Origin of the sequence: Testudinibacter sp. 'clade 2', from assembly GCF_006227735.1 — a bacterium.
In the GTDB taxonomy this organism is placed as follows: domain Bacteria; phylum Pseudomonadota; class Gammaproteobacteria; order Enterobacterales; family Pasteurellaceae; genus Chelonobacter.
Genome location: NZ_VDHB01000078.1, coordinates 32628 through 47824, shown reverse-complemented (window position 1 = coordinate 47824; position 15197 = coordinate 32628). Strand labels below are relative to the sequence as shown.

Annotated in this window: 23 protein-coding genes; 19 read left to right on the top strand and 4 right to left on the bottom strand. The window is 45.4% G+C overall.

Translation table 11 applies throughout. From position 1 onward, the window contains the following. On the bottom strand, positions 1 to 613 hold a 613-nt coding region (locus tag FHQ30_RS07360), incomplete at its 3' end, for an AAA family ATPase (protein ID WP_176552765.1). A gap of 83 nt (positions 614 to 696) precedes the next feature. Next, entirely contained in the window at positions 697 to 1407 is a 711-nt protein-coding gene (locus FHQ30_RS07355) for a S24 family peptidase (RefSeq protein WP_139611851.1), read from the bottom strand. A gap of 119 nt (positions 1408 to 1526) precedes the next feature. Between FHQ30_RS07355 and FHQ30_RS07350 the strand changes: the two genes are divergently transcribed. From FHQ30_RS07350 to FHQ30_RS07310, 9 genes are all read left to right on the top strand, one after another. Beyond that, positions 1527 to 1748: a helix-turn-helix domain-containing protein gene (locus FHQ30_RS07350; protein WP_139611850.1), complete on the top strand. Its 222-nt coding sequence runs from the start codon at positions 1527 to 1529 to the stop codon at positions 1746 to 1748. Between the two features lie 48 nt (positions 1749 to 1796). After that, positions 1797 to 2234: a YmfL family putative regulatory protein gene (locus FHQ30_RS07345; RefSeq protein ID WP_139611849.1), complete on the top strand. Its 438-nt coding sequence runs from the start codon at positions 1797 to 1799 to the stop codon at positions 2232 to 2234. A gap of 65 nt (positions 2235 to 2299) precedes the next feature. After that, positions 2300 to 2986, top strand: coding sequence for a phage antirepressor KilAC domain-containing protein (locus tag FHQ30_RS07340; RefSeq protein WP_139611848.1), 687 nt, complete (start codon positions 2300 to 2302; stop codon positions 2984 to 2986). Further along, entirely contained in the window at positions 2983 to 3960 is a 978-nt protein-coding gene (locus tag FHQ30_RS07335; RefSeq protein WP_139615021.1) for a conserved phage C-terminal domain-containing protein, read from the top strand. The genes FHQ30_RS07340 and FHQ30_RS07335 overlap by 4 nt, the downstream gene beginning before the upstream one ends. Beyond that, positions 3938 to 4522: a replication protein P gene (locus tag FHQ30_RS07330; RefSeq protein ID WP_176552648.1), complete on the top strand. Its 585-nt coding sequence runs from the start codon at positions 3938 to 3940 to the stop codon at positions 4520 to 4522. Before FHQ30_RS07335 ends, FHQ30_RS07330 begins: the two co-directional genes overlap by 23 nt. Beyond that, a complete protein-coding gene (locus FHQ30_RS07325) occupies positions 4519 to 5061 on the top strand; it encodes a DNA N-6-adenine-methyltransferase (RefSeq protein WP_139611674.1) in 543 nt (180 codons plus the stop codon). The genes FHQ30_RS07330 and FHQ30_RS07325 overlap by 4 nt, the downstream gene beginning before the upstream one ends. Positions 5062 to 5163: 102 nt before the next feature. Continuing rightward, positions 5164 to 6174, top strand: coding sequence for a DUF968 domain-containing protein (locus FHQ30_RS07320; RefSeq protein WP_139611673.1), 1011 nt, complete (start codon positions 5164 to 5166; stop codon positions 6172 to 6174). Continuing rightward, entirely contained in the window at positions 6162 to 6545 is a 384-nt protein-coding gene (locus FHQ30_RS07315) for a RusA family crossover junction endodeoxyribonuclease (protein ID WP_139611672.1), read from the top strand. The genes FHQ30_RS07320 and FHQ30_RS07315 overlap by 13 nt, the downstream gene beginning before the upstream one ends. Then, positions 6515 to 6883, top strand: coding sequence for an antiterminator Q family protein (locus FHQ30_RS07310; RefSeq protein ID WP_139611671.1), 369 nt, complete (start codon positions 6515 to 6517; stop codon positions 6881 to 6883). Before FHQ30_RS07315 ends, FHQ30_RS07310 begins: the two co-directional genes overlap by 31 nt. Positions 6884 to 6919: 36 nt before the next feature. On the opposite strand, the gene FHQ30_RS07305 is transcribed toward FHQ30_RS07310, so the two are convergent. Both FHQ30_RS07305 and FHQ30_RS07300 read right to left on the bottom strand, forming a co-directional pair. Beyond that, positions 6920 to 7228: a helix-turn-helix domain-containing protein gene (locus FHQ30_RS07305; protein WP_139611670.1), complete on the bottom strand. Its 309-nt coding sequence runs from the start codon at positions 7226 to 7228 to the stop codon at positions 6920 to 6922. Position 7229: 1 nt separating this feature from the next. Next, complete coding sequence (locus FHQ30_RS07300; RefSeq protein WP_139611669.1) at positions 7230 to 7589, bottom strand: type II toxin-antitoxin system RelE/ParE family toxin; 360 nt, start codon at positions 7587 to 7589, stop codon at positions 7230 to 7232. Between the two features lie 916 nt (positions 7590 to 8505). Between FHQ30_RS07300 and FHQ30_RS07295 the strand changes: the two genes are divergently transcribed. The 10 genes from FHQ30_RS07295 (at position 8506) to FHQ30_RS07255 (ending at position 15194) form a co-directional block, all read left to right on the top strand. Then, positions 8506 to 9429, top strand: a complete 924-nt coding sequence (locus FHQ30_RS07295) for a phage antirepressor N-terminal domain-containing protein (protein WP_139611668.1) — start codon at positions 8506 to 8508, stop codon at positions 9427 to 9429. Between the two features lie 174 nt (positions 9430 to 9603). After that, on the top strand, positions 9604 to 9945 hold the full coding sequence (locus FHQ30_RS07290) for a phage holin, lambda family (RefSeq protein ID WP_267963839.1): 342 nt from the start codon (positions 9604 to 9606) through the stop codon (positions 9943 to 9945). Next, positions 9932 to 10345: a M15 family metallopeptidase gene (locus tag FHQ30_RS07285; protein WP_139611666.1), complete on the top strand. Its 414-nt coding sequence runs from the start codon at positions 9932 to 9934 to the stop codon at positions 10343 to 10345. The genes FHQ30_RS07290 and FHQ30_RS07285 overlap by 14 nt, the downstream gene beginning before the upstream one ends. Continuing rightward, a complete protein-coding gene (locus FHQ30_RS07280; protein WP_139611665.1) occupies positions 10342 to 10710 on the top strand; it encodes a DUF2570 family protein in 369 nt (122 codons plus the stop codon). Before FHQ30_RS07285 ends, FHQ30_RS07280 begins: the two co-directional genes overlap by 4 nt. Next, positions 10616 to 10915: an Rz1-like lysis system protein LysC gene (lysC, locus tag FHQ30_RS13435; protein ID WP_442805686.1), complete on the top strand. Its 300-nt coding sequence runs from the start codon at positions 10616 to 10618 to the stop codon at positions 10913 to 10915. Before FHQ30_RS07280 ends, lysC begins: the two co-directional genes overlap by 95 nt. After that, complete coding sequence (locus FHQ30_RS07275; RefSeq protein WP_139611664.1) at positions 10899 to 11213, top strand: HNH endonuclease; 315 nt, start codon at positions 10899 to 10901, stop codon at positions 11211 to 11213. The genes lysC and FHQ30_RS07275 overlap by 17 nt, the downstream gene beginning before the upstream one ends. Before the next feature lie 131 nt (positions 11214 to 11344). Next, positions 11345 to 11803 (top strand): phage terminase small subunit, hendrixvirinae-type, encoded by a 459-nt coding sequence (locus tag FHQ30_RS07270; protein ID WP_139611663.1) that lies wholly within the window; start codon positions 11345 to 11347, stop codon positions 11801 to 11803. Position 11804: 1 nt separating this feature from the next. Continuing rightward, complete coding sequence (locus FHQ30_RS07265) at positions 11805 to 13316, top strand: terminase large subunit (protein ID WP_139611662.1); 1512 nt, start codon at positions 11805 to 11807, stop codon at positions 13314 to 13316. Then, positions 13313 to 14551 (top strand): phage portal protein, encoded by a 1239-nt coding sequence (locus tag FHQ30_RS07260; RefSeq protein WP_139611661.1) that lies wholly within the window; start codon positions 13313 to 13315, stop codon positions 14549 to 14551. Before FHQ30_RS07265 ends, FHQ30_RS07260 begins: the two co-directional genes overlap by 4 nt. Beyond that, a complete protein-coding gene (locus FHQ30_RS07255) occupies positions 14535 to 15194 on the top strand; it encodes an HK97 family phage prohead protease (protein ID WP_139611660.1) in 660 nt (219 codons plus the stop codon). Before FHQ30_RS07260 ends, FHQ30_RS07255 begins: the two co-directional genes overlap by 17 nt. Positions 15195 to 15197: the final 3 nt, after the last annotated feature.

The window sequence follows — 15197 nt, the reverse complement described above, 5'->3', positions numbered from 1 at the left end:
ATATATGACTGGTTGATTGTTTCTCTATAGATGATTTTAAATTTTTACTTTTTGCTCTAATAAAGTCTTGCCGAGTCTTATATGCATTAGAAGGATTTATCGAATGATATAAACATCTATCAAATGCACTTAATTCAGAATAAACAACCTCTTTTTTAATTTTTTTCCATCTTGTGCCGGATAAATTAGTTGAATTGATTTTTTTATTTTCAACAGTTTTCATACCAAATTGGGCTTTGGGTCTATCTGTTTCCCAATAGTCAGCATTCCTATCAATTTTCTGATTATTATGCTGAAAGACTTCTGCTGACAAGCCACTTTGTTGATCTTTATAACTATACCAGTATGACTGATAACTATTTTCTTCTGATTTATCTATTGGTGTTGTAAACCAATAGTCAGAAGGTACTTTTCCATCCACAGCGCCATACAGTGCAACTAAAGCTGATGTTTTATTTGTACCATTTTGACCAACCAATACCGTTATAGGGTAATCAAAAGTAAGTTCTTGCAGTTTTTCAATATTTTTAAAATTCGAAAAAACAATTTTTCTAATAAAAGGCTCTATTTTTGGAGAATTAAAAATACTTTCTAAAGGATCTTTTTTTGTCATATATATATCTTAGTCTTGAATATTATATTTATTCTACAAATCTACTTTACAAGGTAGCTTGCGGTGTTCAACCATTGTGCTATCTACAAATCCACCATCTTCAACGGTAACGCTTTAACGAACTTCGCCAACACTCTAAATTCGCTAAATTTTTCAAATGGGACTTGGAGAGGCGGATATTTGCTGTTGTTGTCGGAAAGAATCATCATGATGTTGCCCGGTGCGCGCATTAGGCGTTTGATATACAGTGCGCCAAACTCGTCGATAAAGATGTAAACGCCTTCGCCGTCGTAGGCATTGCAGTGGGTATCCACAAAAGCGATATCACCTTTTCCAATGGTCGGCTCCATGCTGTCGGTTGGTACGTTGATCAGGTTCATACCGCTAATGCTTTTGCGCCCGAGAATATCGACGACGTGGTCTTGTGCGATCACGATTTCTTTAATGACTTCTGGGTAATCGTCATTGATAAAGCCATCATGCCCTGCGGCAGCCTTTACGTCCCATAACGTGATAGACACGCTGTCAGAGTAGTTTTGCCGTATTAATGCAGGCTTGTTACTGGAATAGTCCGCCGCAGCATCATCGGACATTGAGAACCAATGTTCAGGATAGCCAGTTACTTTAGCAAGATTGGTTAAATTTTCCCCTTGTGGGGACGTCATTTTTCCAGCCTTGTTCGGTCTGAGCCATTGTTGAACGGCTTGCGGAGAAATATTTAACTGCCTTGCCAACTCTGATCTATTCCAGCCGTTTTCAGCCAAAACCTGCTCAATTCTATTCTTTGAATTCATTTTTCACCTCTTTTTATAAATTCTACAAGGTTAGCTTTAAGTTATCACTTAAAGAATTACTTGTTTGTGTTTTAAATTACTTGTAATATTGCTTTAATAATTAACAAGGAGATCCTGCAATGACACCAGCAATTAGAGAAAAACTTGCTGCAACGAATAAATCTGAAATCGCACGTCAATTTGGTGTAACGCCACAGGCTGTTCAGCAATGGTTTATCAACGGCATTCCGGCAACTAAGGTTGTTGATTTTTGCCGTTGCATTAACTGGGTTGTAACGCCCCATGAAATTGCGCCGAAACAATACCCTAATCCAACAGACGGGTTGCCAGCTAATTCTTAATTTACCAACCCCAGAAAAAAACAAAACCATAAAAAACGGCAAGAAATTATGAAGAAAATCATTATCTCGATGATTGAGAAAGTTCCGGGCGGCAAAAGTGTGGTAGCGGGCTTTCTTGGCATGTCTGAAGCGTGCTTGAACAACCGCTTGTATCAAACCAAGGGGCAGCGGTTTACCTGCGAGGAGCTGATCGCCGTACAGCAAACATTCGGCTTGAGCGATTACACCGATGAGATTTGTCGCTTGTCCGGTGGTGTGTTTGTGCCGGTGGCGGAGTTGGACACGTTAGACAACGTGGAATTGTCGCTGTTGCAAATCCGTGAGGCGGCGGCGCGTGGGTTGTTGTTTGAAACGCTACAAACCGCACTTGAAGATGGCGAGATAAATCGAGCCGAAGAAAAAATTTTGCGGCGGCTACTGCATAGCCATTTATCGGCGACATCAAAAACGATCGAAAGCGTGATCGCACTGAACAGCAGACAATAAAAAACCACCGCGGCTACGGTGGTTAATTATCAGGTTTTATACAAAACCAATCTAGTGAGGTAATTATGACCAATTTAATAAAATTTAGCAATAGTGTTTTGACGATGAGCAGTCGTGAGATTGCTTCGCTGGTGGAGTCAAACCATAACGATGTGTGCCGGAGCATTAAGCGACTGGTTGAAAAAGGTGTCATTGGGGGGTATCAGCCAATGGCTTACACCCACCCACAGAACGCTCAGACATACTATGAATATCATCTTGTCAAACGTGACACTTATGTCGTGGTCGCTCAACTTTGCCCGGCGTTTACTGCTCGGCTGGTAGATCGCTGGCAAGAACTGGAAAACCAACAGCGGCCGCCAACCGCACTTGCCCCTTCCCGTAAAGAACTGGCGTTGCTGGTGCTGCAGGCGGAAGAGGAAAATGAGCGGTTGCAGTTGGAAAATCAGCAGTTGAAGCCGAAAGCCGCTTTTGTCGATCATTATGTTGATGTCGGCACCACAAAATCCCTGCGGGAAACCGCAAAAATTATCAATATGCCGGAAAAGGCGATGATACAGCGGTTACTTGATGATCGTGCACTGTATCGTCAATCCGGCAATCTCATTCCCTTCTCAGACAAGCAAAGCCGTGGTCTATTCAGTGTGAAAACCGGCACTGCTGAGCATGGACACAATTACACCCAAACTCGCGTAACCGCCAAAGGCATTCAGTGGATTGCTGATCGTTATGCGTCGGAGTTAATGTCATGACAAATCATTTTATCCCCAATTCATTTCAGATCCCCAATGCGTTCGTCGATCAGGTCATGGGTATGGTTTCCGGCAATGCGGTTAAATGCTATTTGCTGGTGGCGCGCAAAACAACCGGCTGGCAAAAAGAGAGCGATTTTATTTCAATCAGCCAGTTCAAACAGGCGACACAAATTAACCGTGATAAGACTATCTATGCGATTTTGAAAGAGCTGGAAGATGTTGGCTTGATCCGCACTCGGAAAGCCAAAGGCAAGACGACAGAGTTTTATTTAGTGCGTGATATGCCGGCAGTGGAGAATGTGAGTACACCAGTGGCGGAAAGTGCCACTACTCGAAATAAAACCAGTGGCGGAAATCGCCACCACTGCCGAAAAGCGCCACCAGTGGCAGAAAACGCCACCACACCAGTGGCGGAAAGTGCCACTACTACCAGTGGCGAAAACCGCCACACTACAAAAACAATTATAAATACAATAAATAATAACCCCCCTATAGTCCCCCCTGTGGCTGAACCTGCGGCGGAGGCGTTGGGCTATCTGAACACGGAACTGGCAATACTGGCGGCAAGCCGTGGCGAGCGCAAGCCGTCAGGATTTAAACCCACAGCACAAACCCTGTCCGCAATCGGCGCACGGCTGCAAGAATACACCGTCGAAGATTGCCGCCGTGTAGTGGATTACCTGATTGCGAAGTGGGGCAACGATCAGAAAATGGCGGATTATCTGCGCCCGAGTACAATTTTCCGCCCGACCAACTTTGCCGAATATGTCGCCCTGTCCGATGCTTGGGACGCCAAAGGACGCCCACGCTGCCAAGACGGGTACTGGGTCTTTGCCGACGGGCGCATGAAGCCGATGAGCAATGTACCGGATCCATTCAATCCGCCGAAAAACCGCAAGCTGGTGGTTGACCGCCGCTGGAGCCAACCACTCACCGAGGAGAGCCCTTATGCACTGTCAAACTTTGCCTGATCACGTTGCTGCGATGGCAGATCAACTTTTTGCGCGGTTATGCGTGTACTTCCCTGCGTGGCGCAATGCGTTTCCGACACCGGAAGCGTTGGAACAAGCCAAGGCGATTTGGATTGATGAGCTGGTGGCGGCTGGTGTGGTGCGATTTGAGCAGATTCAGCGTGGCTTGTTGGTTGCCAAGAAGCAGCAGGGTGACTTTTTCCCAAGTCTGACCGATTTTATTGCATGGTGCGACAATGGCGGCTTGCCGACGGTGGAGGAGGTGGAGGCGGCATTTCATCGCTATTGCGGCAATCGATTAATGTTCAATAAACCGCACTTTACCCATGCCGAAAAGGTGATGTACTGGATTGTAACCGGTGTCCACCAGCGTAAGCCGTTAGAAGTCGATTTGAAAAGGGTGATTAAAGCAGAGATTAAGAAAGTCGCAGAGAGGCTGCATAACTTGCCTGAGCCAAGAACAATGTTACCGTCGCCACCGCCGCAAAAACCATTATCTCAAGAGGAAAAATTAGATCGCCTTGCCGGAATGCGAGCGATGTTACGAGGAGCTGTGGCATGAGTTTTGACAAAGACACTTACCGCACGCCGCTATGGTTTTTCCGTTGGCTTGAAGCTCGCTTTGCGTGGTTTCATTTTGACGGCTGCGCTAATGCACAAAATACGTTGCGTCCTGAATGGATTGGTGACGGTGGTTGTTTTCCTGATTTTTTGGCAGATGACTTAATTGAAAATTTGCTTGATGTGGTGGTGGAATATGGCGAATGCCCGTTGCGGATTTATGTTAACCCTCCATACAGCAATGTTACACCGTTTTTGAAACAGGCGAAAAAACTCTGCGATGCTGGTCATTTCGTGGTGATGTTGTTGAATAACGATAAATCAACCAAGTGGTATCAGAACCACGTTCACAACGTGGCAAGCGAGGTGATTGATATTACTGGTGGGCGGATTAACTTTATTCACCCCGTTAGTGGCGCAGAGGCAAAAGGCAACAGCAAGGGGCAAATGGTGGTGGTGTTCGATCCGACCATGGACGATTTTGTACAGCGCAGTGTGAGCTTGGAGTTGGTGAAAAGAATCGGTGGATATAAAGCATGATATTAATACTAAACTTATTTTTGTTATGCGTTCTTGCGGCTTTCGCTGTTGCGGTACTCAGTGCGCTGGTGGATTGGATCATGATGACGATGGGGTCAAACAATGACTGATTGCCTTTTGCTTACGCCGTATGTCCAGAATGAAGTTGGCATTGCATTTGTGCGGATGCCAAAAGACAGTGTGCACTTTTTTAAGAATCGGATCTTGATTATCCCGGCACCAGCAGAAATGGATGCGCAAAAATCCGGTTCGGTGAAGTGGCAGGGCGCTATGTCGCAGACGGCAATGTCTGCTGAAGTAGTAAAGTTTATCCGTGATCACAAAGTGCGGTTGCGTGTTGGTGGCATAGGCGGACTACAGTACTACGTTTCGCAGATCAAGCAGTGCCAGTTGCGTGATAGTGATTATTGTCATCAGCAATTAACAGTAACGGAAATTTATGACGGTATGATCCGCACTTGCTGGTGGCATGACACTGAAATCAGAGCCGGGCGGTTTAATGTTGCTGAGGTGAAAGCGCTGGTGGCGGCAAACTGGGATAATTTTGTTGCCGGCAAAATAAAACAGCGTTTGGCAAAAGCAGCTACGCATACACTGACATTTGCTGATATTACGCTGTGGGCCATTCTGGAGCGTGTGACCGCACTTTTGCCGGAAGCTGGATTAAGGCATTTGTTACACCTGCCGCCGCAAGTGGATCTTGGCAAAGAAAGCACTATCGGTTTTGAAACCTATCCACATGACGATATTCAAAAACTAGCCAAGCCAATTGTCGAGCTGGTGGCAGACGGCGACCCACCAGCGCAATATATGCTCAAACCAAAGCCGCTGTATTTTCGTAGCGAGAAATGGTTGCGTTGGGTGAAATCTCAGCCTTGTGTCTGCTGCGGGCAGCAAGCGGACGACCCACACCATTTAATCGGGCAAGGCAGCGGTATTATGGGTGGGAAAGCAGACGATTTGGACGTGATCCCTTTATGTCGGCAACATCACGATGAACTGCACCGCGATCCGCAAGCGTTTGAAGTGCGGTACGGCAGCCAAAAAGAACTTTGGCACGACTTCTTTATTCATTCGATCAAAATTGGGGCGGTGGCGGAATGGAAGAAATAATTTTAGAACTGCCGTTTCCACCGTCAGTGAACACCTATTGGCGGCACGTTGGCAATAAAACCTTGATCAGTGAGAAAGGGCGGAAATATGCGAGTGAGGTTGCGTGGCTGGTCCGTCGGTCACGCCGATTTCCGGCGAATAAAAAAGCCAAAATAGTGATCGAAGTCTATCCCCCTGATAAACGCAAGCGGGACGTAGACAACTTGCTGAAAGCCCCGTTGGATGCACTTGTTAAAGCTGGTGTTCTGGTGGATGACGGTATTATTGATGATTTACATATTATTCGTTTTCCGAGCATTAAAGGTGGAAAACTGGTTGTTTATATTTCGGAGTTAAAAATATGTTGCAGTACAATATCAAACAAATCTTAAAATTATGGGGACACTTGTCCACGCCACGTTTAGGCACGGAATATCCGGCTTTTTCGTTGGGCATCAGTGGCGCAGAACCGGTCAAGAAATACAGCGTGCTTGAACTGACCGACGAATCGTACATGGTGATTGAAAAGGTGGTGCTGAGCCTGCGCAAGGTGAATAAGGTTTGGTATGAGATGTTGCTCGGGCAATATGTTTGCCGCGCGGACGAAGCCGATCTCCTCGCCTACTTCAACACCAGCCGCACTACGTTTTACCGCGAACTAGGACAAGCCGAAGCCTATATCTTAGGCGGCATTGTCAATAGCTCAATTGAGGTGGTGTTTTATGCGTAATAATAAAAACCTGCCTTGGCAGCAGGTTTCTATAAGTTAGATGTGGAAAATATGGCTATTGCCGGTCGGCATTTCAACCGCAAGGCTGAGTTTGCCGCCCATCGTTTCAACATAGCGTTTTAGGGTGGAGAGTTTTAATTCATTACCACGTTGTTCGATTTGAGCAACCGCAGGTTGAGAAATGCCAAGTGCTTGCGCTAAGTCCTTTTGAGATAGCTCAAGTTCTTCTCGCAGTCGGGATAATCCCATCTCAAGGATGAGTTCTTGTGTTTTTTCTTGAATACGTTGTTGTGATTCGGGAGATTGTTTTGCAATTAAGTCATCCAATGTCGTGTATCTTTTCATTTTATTTCTCCAATTCCTGTAAATAGTCGGTAAATTCATTATCGGCAATTCGTATCATTTTTTCGTAGAATTTTTTATCGTTGCTTTTATCTCCGGCACAAAGCACGATAGCTTGTCTAAGCGGATCGAATGCAAAAAACGCTCGTAGCGGTTTACCTTGGTGTTGGATACGCAATTCTTTCATATTCGGATATTGAGAACCTTTAAGGGTATCTACATAAGGTCTTGCTAAATGATGCCCGAAAGAACGCAGTATATTTAAAGACGATAATACCGATTCTCTTGTACTTTCGTCTTGTTCGGTAATCCAATTATTAAAAAGTTCAGTCGTAATCACTGTCCATTCGGTTGTATTCTTCATAATAACTCTTATAAGTTTTAGTTTATACCTATAATATAAGCCATAGATTATTAAGTCAATCATAATTTTGAATTATTGACATCTCACCACATTTCCCCTAATATCTTCCCCAAGGTGTCAGAACCTAAACCAAAAGCGGCAATCCGCACCCGACAGCATAGCGGTTTTTTTATGCGTAAAATTTGTGATCAAACTCTTTTCTCTCCTAAGTAAAAGATTGATTGCGCATAAATCACACTCAATGCCGAGAGGGCGGAGAATACAATACCCGAAAGGGAAATAATCCCAGCTGGCTTTTGGCAGCTTCTGAACCTCTTGGCACCCTAATTGACAAGCAATCAATTTAGGTATAAATTAATACTCATAGAGCTTCAAAACTCTATTCTCTTTTTTCAGTTCGTCATTCACTGCGTCAATGTGATTTTTTTGTACCTGAAATTTGGCTTTCTCTCTCCAACCGATTTTAAGGGTACAAAACAGCAATCTCGATCTATGGATAGGGTGGTGCGGAAATAACCAATACCCACGCCGCTTAACTGAACGGTTTTGAACACCCTATCCACCCAACCTATTCAAAAGGAAATCAGTTATGACTACTCAAATTACTACTCAAACCATTGACAATTTCTAATAAAAATTCTAGTATTTGTTCCAAGGTGTCGAAACCTTAACAACAAGCGGAAATCCGCACCCGACAGCATAGCGGTTTTTTTATGCGTAAAATTTGTGATCAATTTCTTTTCTCTCTCAACCAAAAAAGATTGATTGCGCATAAATCACAACTCAATGTCGAGAGGGCGGAGAATACAAGACCCTTTTGGGGAATAATCCCAGCCTACTTGTTGAGGCTTTCGAACCTCTCGACACCCTATTTAGGGTTATCTTAATATCGAAAAAAAACAACAAGGAGACAGTTATGTCTAATCAAATTACCACTCAAACGCTTTCATTCTACGGTTCTGATCTTATTACGCTAAAAGTTGAAGATGTTATCTATACTACTGTTAAACCGATTGTTGAAGCATTGGGGCTAAGTTGGGGAACGCAAAAAAGAAAGCTCATTGCTCAACAAGAAAAATTCAACTGGGTTCATATGAACTCAGTTGCCGAAGATGGTAAAATTCGTGAAATGCTATGTATGCCGATCAAAAAACTCAACGGCTGGCTGTTCAGCATTAACCCGGATAAAGTGCGGTCAGATTTGCGTGAAAAAGTGATCCAATATCAGGAAGAGTGCTTTCAGGCGCTACACGACTACTGGACGAAAGGCATTGCGATCAACGAGCGTAAAACCACCGTTGATGATCGCACCGGCTTGCGTGATGCTGTGAATATGTTGGTGAGCAAGAAAGGGCTGATTTATTCCGAAGCCTACAATCTTATTCATCAATATATGAACGTTCAGCATATTGATGAAATCCCTGCGGATAAATTACCTATGGCGGTGGCGTATTGTCATAAGATTGTGCTTGAGGGGGAATTAATCGATACCTTGGCGATAGCGCATAAAAGTGCGGTTCCGGCACAATTTTCCGAAGAAGAATTACGCGATCAAGCGTGGCTGTGGAAAATCAGTTGGATTATGTTAGAGATGATCCGCACAGTAGAAAAGCCGTTATCACAGCTTGGCTCGTCGTATGCCGGTGCATGCTGCGGAATGTTAAGTGAGTACGGCAGATACATTGAACGAGTGCGAGCGCCATTGGCACGGGAAACCGAGCATATTCAGCTTACCAATTTTTCAACATGGGAATGGAATCAAGTGTTGCCGGAATTACGGCGCGGCGAAGTCGGGCAATTGTGGGGGAGCGATAAAGCAGTGACTCGGCAGTTTGTTTAGAAAAACCTTGAAAAGTGCGCACTGAAAGTATAGAGTATTAGGCATGGTGCGGAAATCGCAACTGAACGACAAGCTCGGCAATCGCTGGGCTTTTTTTATACCTATTTTACAGCCCTGATTGGTTTTCCAATCGGGGTTTTTTATTGCCTCAAAACAGGGGGCGGAGTTATGAAAATGCCAGAAAGAGATCCTAATCTGTGGCTCATTATTTGGGGCTGCATACAGCAGAACTATAACGCCATCAGTGGATTTTCGATGGCGTTTTTTATGTCAATGTTGCGCGGCTGGCTGTTGAAGCAAAACCGCACTTATCGCCATCGGCTGATTGACTCAACCATTTGTGGTTGTTTAGCCTTGTCGAGTGAATCTGTGTTGGCGCACTTTGGCTTATCCGGCAGTCTGATGACGTTTATTGGTGCGGCTATCGGATTTGCTGGCGCAGAGAAAATTAGGGAATTTTTATTTAAATTCATCAATAAACGAGTGGAGCGGGTGGATAACGATGAGCAACTTTAAATTATCAACACGCAGTGAAATGCGAATGGTCGGTGTTCATGATGAATTGAAAAAAGTGGTTCGTCGTGCGATCCAATTAACCTCCGTTGATTTTGCGGTGATTGAAGGCAAACGCACACGCCAACGACAAGCTGAACTGTTTAAACAAGGCGCAACAAAAACCATGAACAGCCGCCACTTGACCGGTCATGCGGTGGATTTAGCCCCGATGATTGACGGGCAAATCCCTTGGGCGGATAAGAGCAAGTTCAACGCGGTTGCAAAAGCAATGTTTACTGCGGCCGCTGAACTGAATATCAAAATCCGCTGGGGTGGCGATTGGAACGAGAATGGGAGAAGTGATGATGAGCGTTTTTATGACGGACCGCACTTTGAATTGACGTGGAGGGCGTACCCATGAATGCAATATTACTCGCTTTCCTCAAAACGTGTTGTGCCAATGTTGATAAGGCGGCCAAAGTTTTTGCAGTGATCTTCGTGATAGGTCTGTTGTGGTTGCAATACGAAAACAAAATTCAAATTGAGAAACAATCACACACGATTGATGCACTGCGTATCACGGTTGCCGAGCGTAATGCAGAACTGAAAAGACTGAATGATACGCTGGCAATCCACGCCGATATTACCAAACAACAACTGGCACACGAACAGGAAAAAAGGGGGCAAGCCGATGATCAAGTTAAAACGATTCGCGAATTGCTCAAGGGCAATGTATGTGGCGATACTCACGCCCCTGCTGCTGTGCTTGAGCAGTTGCGCAAATGAACCGGTAATTAAGATTGAGACACACACGATCATCCCACCACCGTCACTGCTAATCTCCTGCCCTGAGCCAATGCTACACGGTAACACTTACACTGCAATCACTGAGTATGCGGTGTTGCTCAAGCGTGACTTGCGGATTTGTGCCGGACGGTTGCAAGGCGTAATTGATTACACGGAGGCGGTTCAGCGTGAAAAGTCGGAGTGATTGGCACAATCTGTACTATCGCAAGGCATGGAAACAGCTACGCTTAGATCACTTAGCAAAAAATCCTCTGTGTGTTTACTGTCAACGTGATGGAAAAATAACGCCAGCAACCATTGTAGATCATATCAAGGCACATAAAGGCGACCTTAATCTATTCTTTGATCCGAACAATTTGCAGTCACTATGTAAGGTGCATCACGATAGCTCAAAACAACGAGCAGAATCAAAAAACATTAACGAAATTGGTTGTGATGCAAACGGTTTTCCACTAGACCCTGAACACCCTTTCCATAACTGATAACGAATATCAAATAGGGAGAGGGTGGGTAAAAAGTTCAGCACTTTCGCTTGAACAACCGCACTGGGAACGCACTTTTATCGCTAATCCAGTTTTTTCATTGAAAATTAGAGTATTAATAGGTTTTATTTATGAGTGGACGAAAATTAAGAAGTGATAGTGCCGCCGCTCAGGTCATGGCGGCAAAAGCTGCACAAACCCAAATATTACCGCCTGAAAAACTCAGTAAAGTCGAATTACAGTATTGGAATCAAATTATCAACAGCCGAGCCGGTGATTCTTGGACACCGAACGATCTGATTCAAGCAATGAATCTCGCTAAACTGTATGTTGAAATTGATAAACGGCAAAAAGAAGTGGAAAAAGTCGGGCGCTATTTCATTGGTGCCAACGGTGAGCCAAAACTGCACCCACTACACAAAATCATTGAAGACCTCAATGCCCGCTCATTATCCATGTGTCGCTCATTGCAGATCCACAGCCGAGCAACCAACGGCGAAAGCCGTGATCAAATCAAGAAAAACAAACTGTACAGCGACACCAAGAAATTTATTGAAGATGACGACGGCTTACTGGCGAGAATAAATTGAGATGACCAAAGCAGAGAAAGTTATCGCCTTTATCGAAAAATACTGCCTAGTGCCAGAGGGCAACCTTGTCGGCAAACCGATACAGCTACTCCCCTTCCAAAAAAGGTTTATTATGGAAGTGTACGACAACCCTGCAGGCACAAACCACGGCATATTAACGATCGGCAGAAAAAACGGCAAAACCGCACTTATTGCCTGCTTATTGCTCGCTCACCTTGTTGGCCCAGTGGCGATTTTAAATTCCCAAATTATCAGCGGTGCGTTAAGTCGTGATCAGGCTGCTCTGGTTTTTAATCTTGCAGTGAAGATGATCACCCTCAACCCAAGATTACAAGACGAAATCACCATTATCCCGTCAAGCAAAATACTACGCGGCAAAGCCATGACCACCGAATACAAAGCGCTTGCAGCAGACGGCAGAACAGCACAAGGCTTATCGCCAGTATTAGCCATTTTAGATGAAGTTGGGCAAGTGCAAGGCAGTCAATCCGCATTCGTGGACGCAATCACCACCGCACAAGGGGCGCATAAAAATCCACTGTTACTGACTATCAGCACTCAAGCGGCACACGACGCAGATTTGTTATCTATTTGGATTGATGATGCCAAAATACACAACGATCCGCACACCGTCTGCCATGTTTACAGTGCAGATAAAGCACTCGATATCACCGATCCGATTGCGTGGAAACAAGCAAACCCAGCGCTCAGTATTTTCCGCAGTGAAGAGGATATTAAAAAGCTTGCCGAAAAGGCAAAACGCATGCCTAGCTTTGAAAATACTTTTCGCAATCTAAACCTGAATCAACGGGTCAGCACAGTATCCACCTTTGTCAGTGCAGACACCTGGAAAGAAAGCGGCTTAGTGGCAGAAACACCTGACGGCTTAATCGTCTATGGCGCACTGGATTTATCGGCTCGCACCGACTTGACCGCACTTATCTTGGTTGCACAGAATCCAAACGGCACAATTAACGTATATTCCTATTTCTGGACACCGGAAATCGGTGTGAAAGACCGCGCGACTAAAGACCGTGCGCCGTACGATGTTTGGGTTCGGCAGGGTTTTATCCGCACCACACCGGGCGCAACCGTCGATTATGCTCACGTTGCCAAAGACATTGCCGAAATCATCAGTGATTTTGATATTCAAGCCATTGCCTTTGACCGCTGGCGGATTGACGTACTCAAAAAGGAACTGGATCAACTCGAATTAATCCTCCCTTTAGTACCATTCGGACAAGGGTTCAAAGATATGTCACCAGCAATAGATCGCTTGGAAAGCGATTTGCTCAATGCCCGTTTACGGCATGGAATGAATCCGGTTTTAACCATGTGTGCCGCAAATGCAGTTATTGCGCAAGACCCAGCAGGCAACCGCAAATTTGAGAAACACAAAGCAACCGGGCGAATCGACGGTATCGTCGCATTAGCCATGGCACTCGGTATCGCAGAAACAGCGGTGCAACCACAAGACATTGACAAATACTTAGAGGACATCATCATAGCATGACAACATTAAACGACAGCGGCTGGTGGTCACGCTTTTACGGTCGATGGTTTGGCGGTGCTAAACGACTGGATAAAGGCGATATTGCCAACCCACACATCAGCCAAACCACTGAATCTGGCAATATTGTCAATGCCGAAACCGCACTTAAACTCTCAGCGGTCTGGGCGTGTGTCAAATTGCGCAGCCAAACCATCGCCTCTTTGCCACTACACTTACGCGACAGCAACCGCGAACAGGCAAACGAACACCCGCTTTACCGGATTATCCACGATTCGCCGAATGCCGATATGTGCGCCAGTGAATTTTGGGAAGCGCAAAGCGCCAGCCTCGATCTATGGGGCAATGCTTACAGTCTGATCAACCGCACTTCGGGTAAAATTGTTTCCTTAGATGTATTAGATCCGCAATGTATGCGTGTCAAACGAGGGCGCAACGGTGAAATTGTCTATCTCTACGACAAAAACAACAGCGACGGCGGCGAATACAGCGAAAGCGATATTCTGCATTTTCGCGGTTTCACCCTTGACGGATTAGTCGGGTTATCCCCAATTCAGTACCAAGCACAATGTATCGGCGCACAAGTTGATGCCAATAAAGCGGCTTCCAGCGCATTTAAAAACAACCTGAAAGCAGGTGGCTTTATCAAGACCGGTAGCCGAGTATTGACCGACGAACAGCGTAGTCGAATGCGGCAAAATTTAGCCACATTCAGCGCACCGGAAAATGCAGGAAAATGGATGGTGCTCGAAGCGGAAATGGAGCCGGCTAATTCTGTGGGCAGTTGGATCAACCCACTGGACGCGCAACTGCTCGAAAGCCGCTTCTTTGGCATCGAAGAAATCTGTCGTGCGTTTTCCGTGCCACCGCAGCTGATTTACCGCACCGATAAATCCTCTTCTTGGGCTTCGAGCTTGGAGCAAACCAATCTGGGTTTCTTAACGTATTCGTTACAACCAACCCTGAAACGGATTGAACAAACGATTAGCCGTAAACTGCTCCAGCCGAGCGAGCGTAAGGAGTTCTACCCCTTGTTCAGCGTTGAAGGGTTACTACGGGCAGATAGCGCCGGACGGGCCAACTTCTACGCACAAATGCTGCAAAACGGTGTCATGAGCCGTAACGAAGTACGCAAGCTGGAAAATTTACCACCGGTTGACGGCGGCGACACACTGACCGTACAACTGAACCTCACATCTATTGAAAAAATCGGGGTGGAAAATGACACTCAAAACTAAAGACCTGCATTTTAAAGCCGAAGCCGTCCAAGAAGACGGCGTTTTTTCGGGGTATTGTAATGTATTTGACCTGAAAGACAGCTACGGTGACATCGTACGCAAAGGCGCATTTGCTCAAACCCTGTTGGACTGGGCGGGAAAAGGCAAAATGCCACCGGTGCTTTGGAATCATGATCGCAATCAGCCAATTGGGGTTTGGACATCACTCAAAGAAGACGATCACGGCTTATACGGTGAAGGTAAATTATTAATTAATGACGTAGCCCGTGCGAAAGAAGTCCATGCACTACTCAAAGCAGGGGCAATTGACGGCTTATCAATTGGCTACTTCTTAAATAAGTGGACCTATGACGAAAAAGAGGACACGCTGGAAATTTTAGACGTGGATCTGAAAGAAGTCTCGGTCGTCACCTATCCGGCAAACGTCGAAAGCACGGTTTCCAATGTTAAAACCGCACTTTTGCACGGTGAACTGCCGACCCTATCCGAATTTGAAAAATTCCTGCGTGAGGCAGGCTTTTCCAAAACGCAAGCTACAGCTATCGCGGGGCATGGTTTGCGCAAACTCCTTCGGGGCGAGCCTGAAAAAACAGAAGTTGATACCGCACTTACCATTTTAAAATCAATTAATACGGGAGAATAACGT

Coding starts and splice junctions, on each gene's coding strand:
- FHQ30_RS07355 (WP_139611851.1), bottom strand. CDS start 1,407: ATGAATTCAAAGAATAGAATTGAGCAGGTTTTGGCTGAAAACGGCTGG.
- FHQ30_RS07350 (WP_139611850.1), top strand. CDS start 1,527: ATGACACCAGCAATTAGAGAAAAACTTGCTGCAACGAATAAATCTGAA.
- FHQ30_RS07345 (WP_139611849.1), top strand. CDS start 1,797: ATGAAGAAAATCATTATCTCGATGATTGAGAAAGTTCCGGGCGGCAAA.
- FHQ30_RS07340 (WP_139611848.1), top strand. CDS start 2,300: ATGACCAATTTAATAAAATTTAGCAATAGTGTTTTGACGATGAGCAGT.
- FHQ30_RS07335 (WP_139615021.1), top strand. CDS start 2,983: ATGACAAATCATTTTATCCCCAATTCATTTCAGATCCCCAATGCGTTC.
- FHQ30_RS07330 (WP_176552648.1), top strand. CDS start 3,938: ATGCACTGTCAAACTTTGCCTGATCACGTTGCTGCGATGGCAGATCAA.
- FHQ30_RS07325 (WP_139611674.1), top strand. CDS start 4,519: ATGAGTTTTGACAAAGACACTTACCGCACGCCGCTATGGTTTTTCCGT.
- FHQ30_RS07320 (WP_139611673.1), top strand. CDS start 5,164: ATGACTGATTGCCTTTTGCTTACGCCGTATGTCCAGAATGAAGTTGGC.
- FHQ30_RS07315 (WP_139611672.1), top strand. CDS start 6,162: ATGGAAGAAATAATTTTAGAACTGCCGTTTCCACCGTCAGTGAACACC.
- FHQ30_RS07310 (WP_139611671.1), top strand. CDS start 6,515: ATGTTGCAGTACAATATCAAACAAATCTTAAAATTATGGGGACACTTG.
- FHQ30_RS07305 (WP_139611670.1), bottom strand. CDS start 7,228: ATGAAAAGATACACGACATTGGATGACTTAATTGCAAAACAATCTCCC.
- FHQ30_RS07300 (WP_139611669.1), bottom strand. CDS start 7,589: ATGAAGAATACAACCGAATGGACAGTGATTACGACTGAACTTTTTAAT.
- FHQ30_RS07295 (WP_139611668.1), top strand. CDS start 8,506: ATGTCTAATCAAATTACCACTCAAACGCTTTCATTCTACGGTTCTGAT.
- FHQ30_RS07290 (WP_267963839.1), top strand. CDS start 9,604: ATGCCAGAAAGAGATCCTAATCTGTGGCTCATTATTTGGGGCTGCATA.
- FHQ30_RS07285 (WP_139611666.1), top strand. CDS start 9,932: ATGAGCAACTTTAAATTATCAACACGCAGTGAAATGCGAATGGTCGGT.
- FHQ30_RS07280 (WP_139611665.1), top strand. CDS start 10,342: ATGAATGCAATATTACTCGCTTTCCTCAAAACGTGTTGTGCCAATGTT.
- lysC (WP_442805686.1), top strand. CDS start 10,616: ATGATCAAGTTAAAACGATTCGCGAATTGCTCAAGGGCAATGTATGTG.
- FHQ30_RS07270 (WP_139611663.1), top strand. CDS start 11,345: ATGAGTGGACGAAAATTAAGAAGTGATAGTGCCGCCGCTCAGGTCATG.
- FHQ30_RS07265 (WP_139611662.1), top strand. CDS start 11,805: ATGACCAAAGCAGAGAAAGTTATCGCCTTTATCGAAAAATACTGCCTA.
- FHQ30_RS07260 (WP_139611661.1), top strand. CDS start 13,313: ATGACAACATTAAACGACAGCGGCTGGTGGTCACGCTTTTACGGTCGA.
- FHQ30_RS07255 (WP_139611660.1), top strand. CDS start 14,535: ATGACACTCAAAACTAAAGACCTGCATTTTAAAGCCGAAGCCGTCCAA.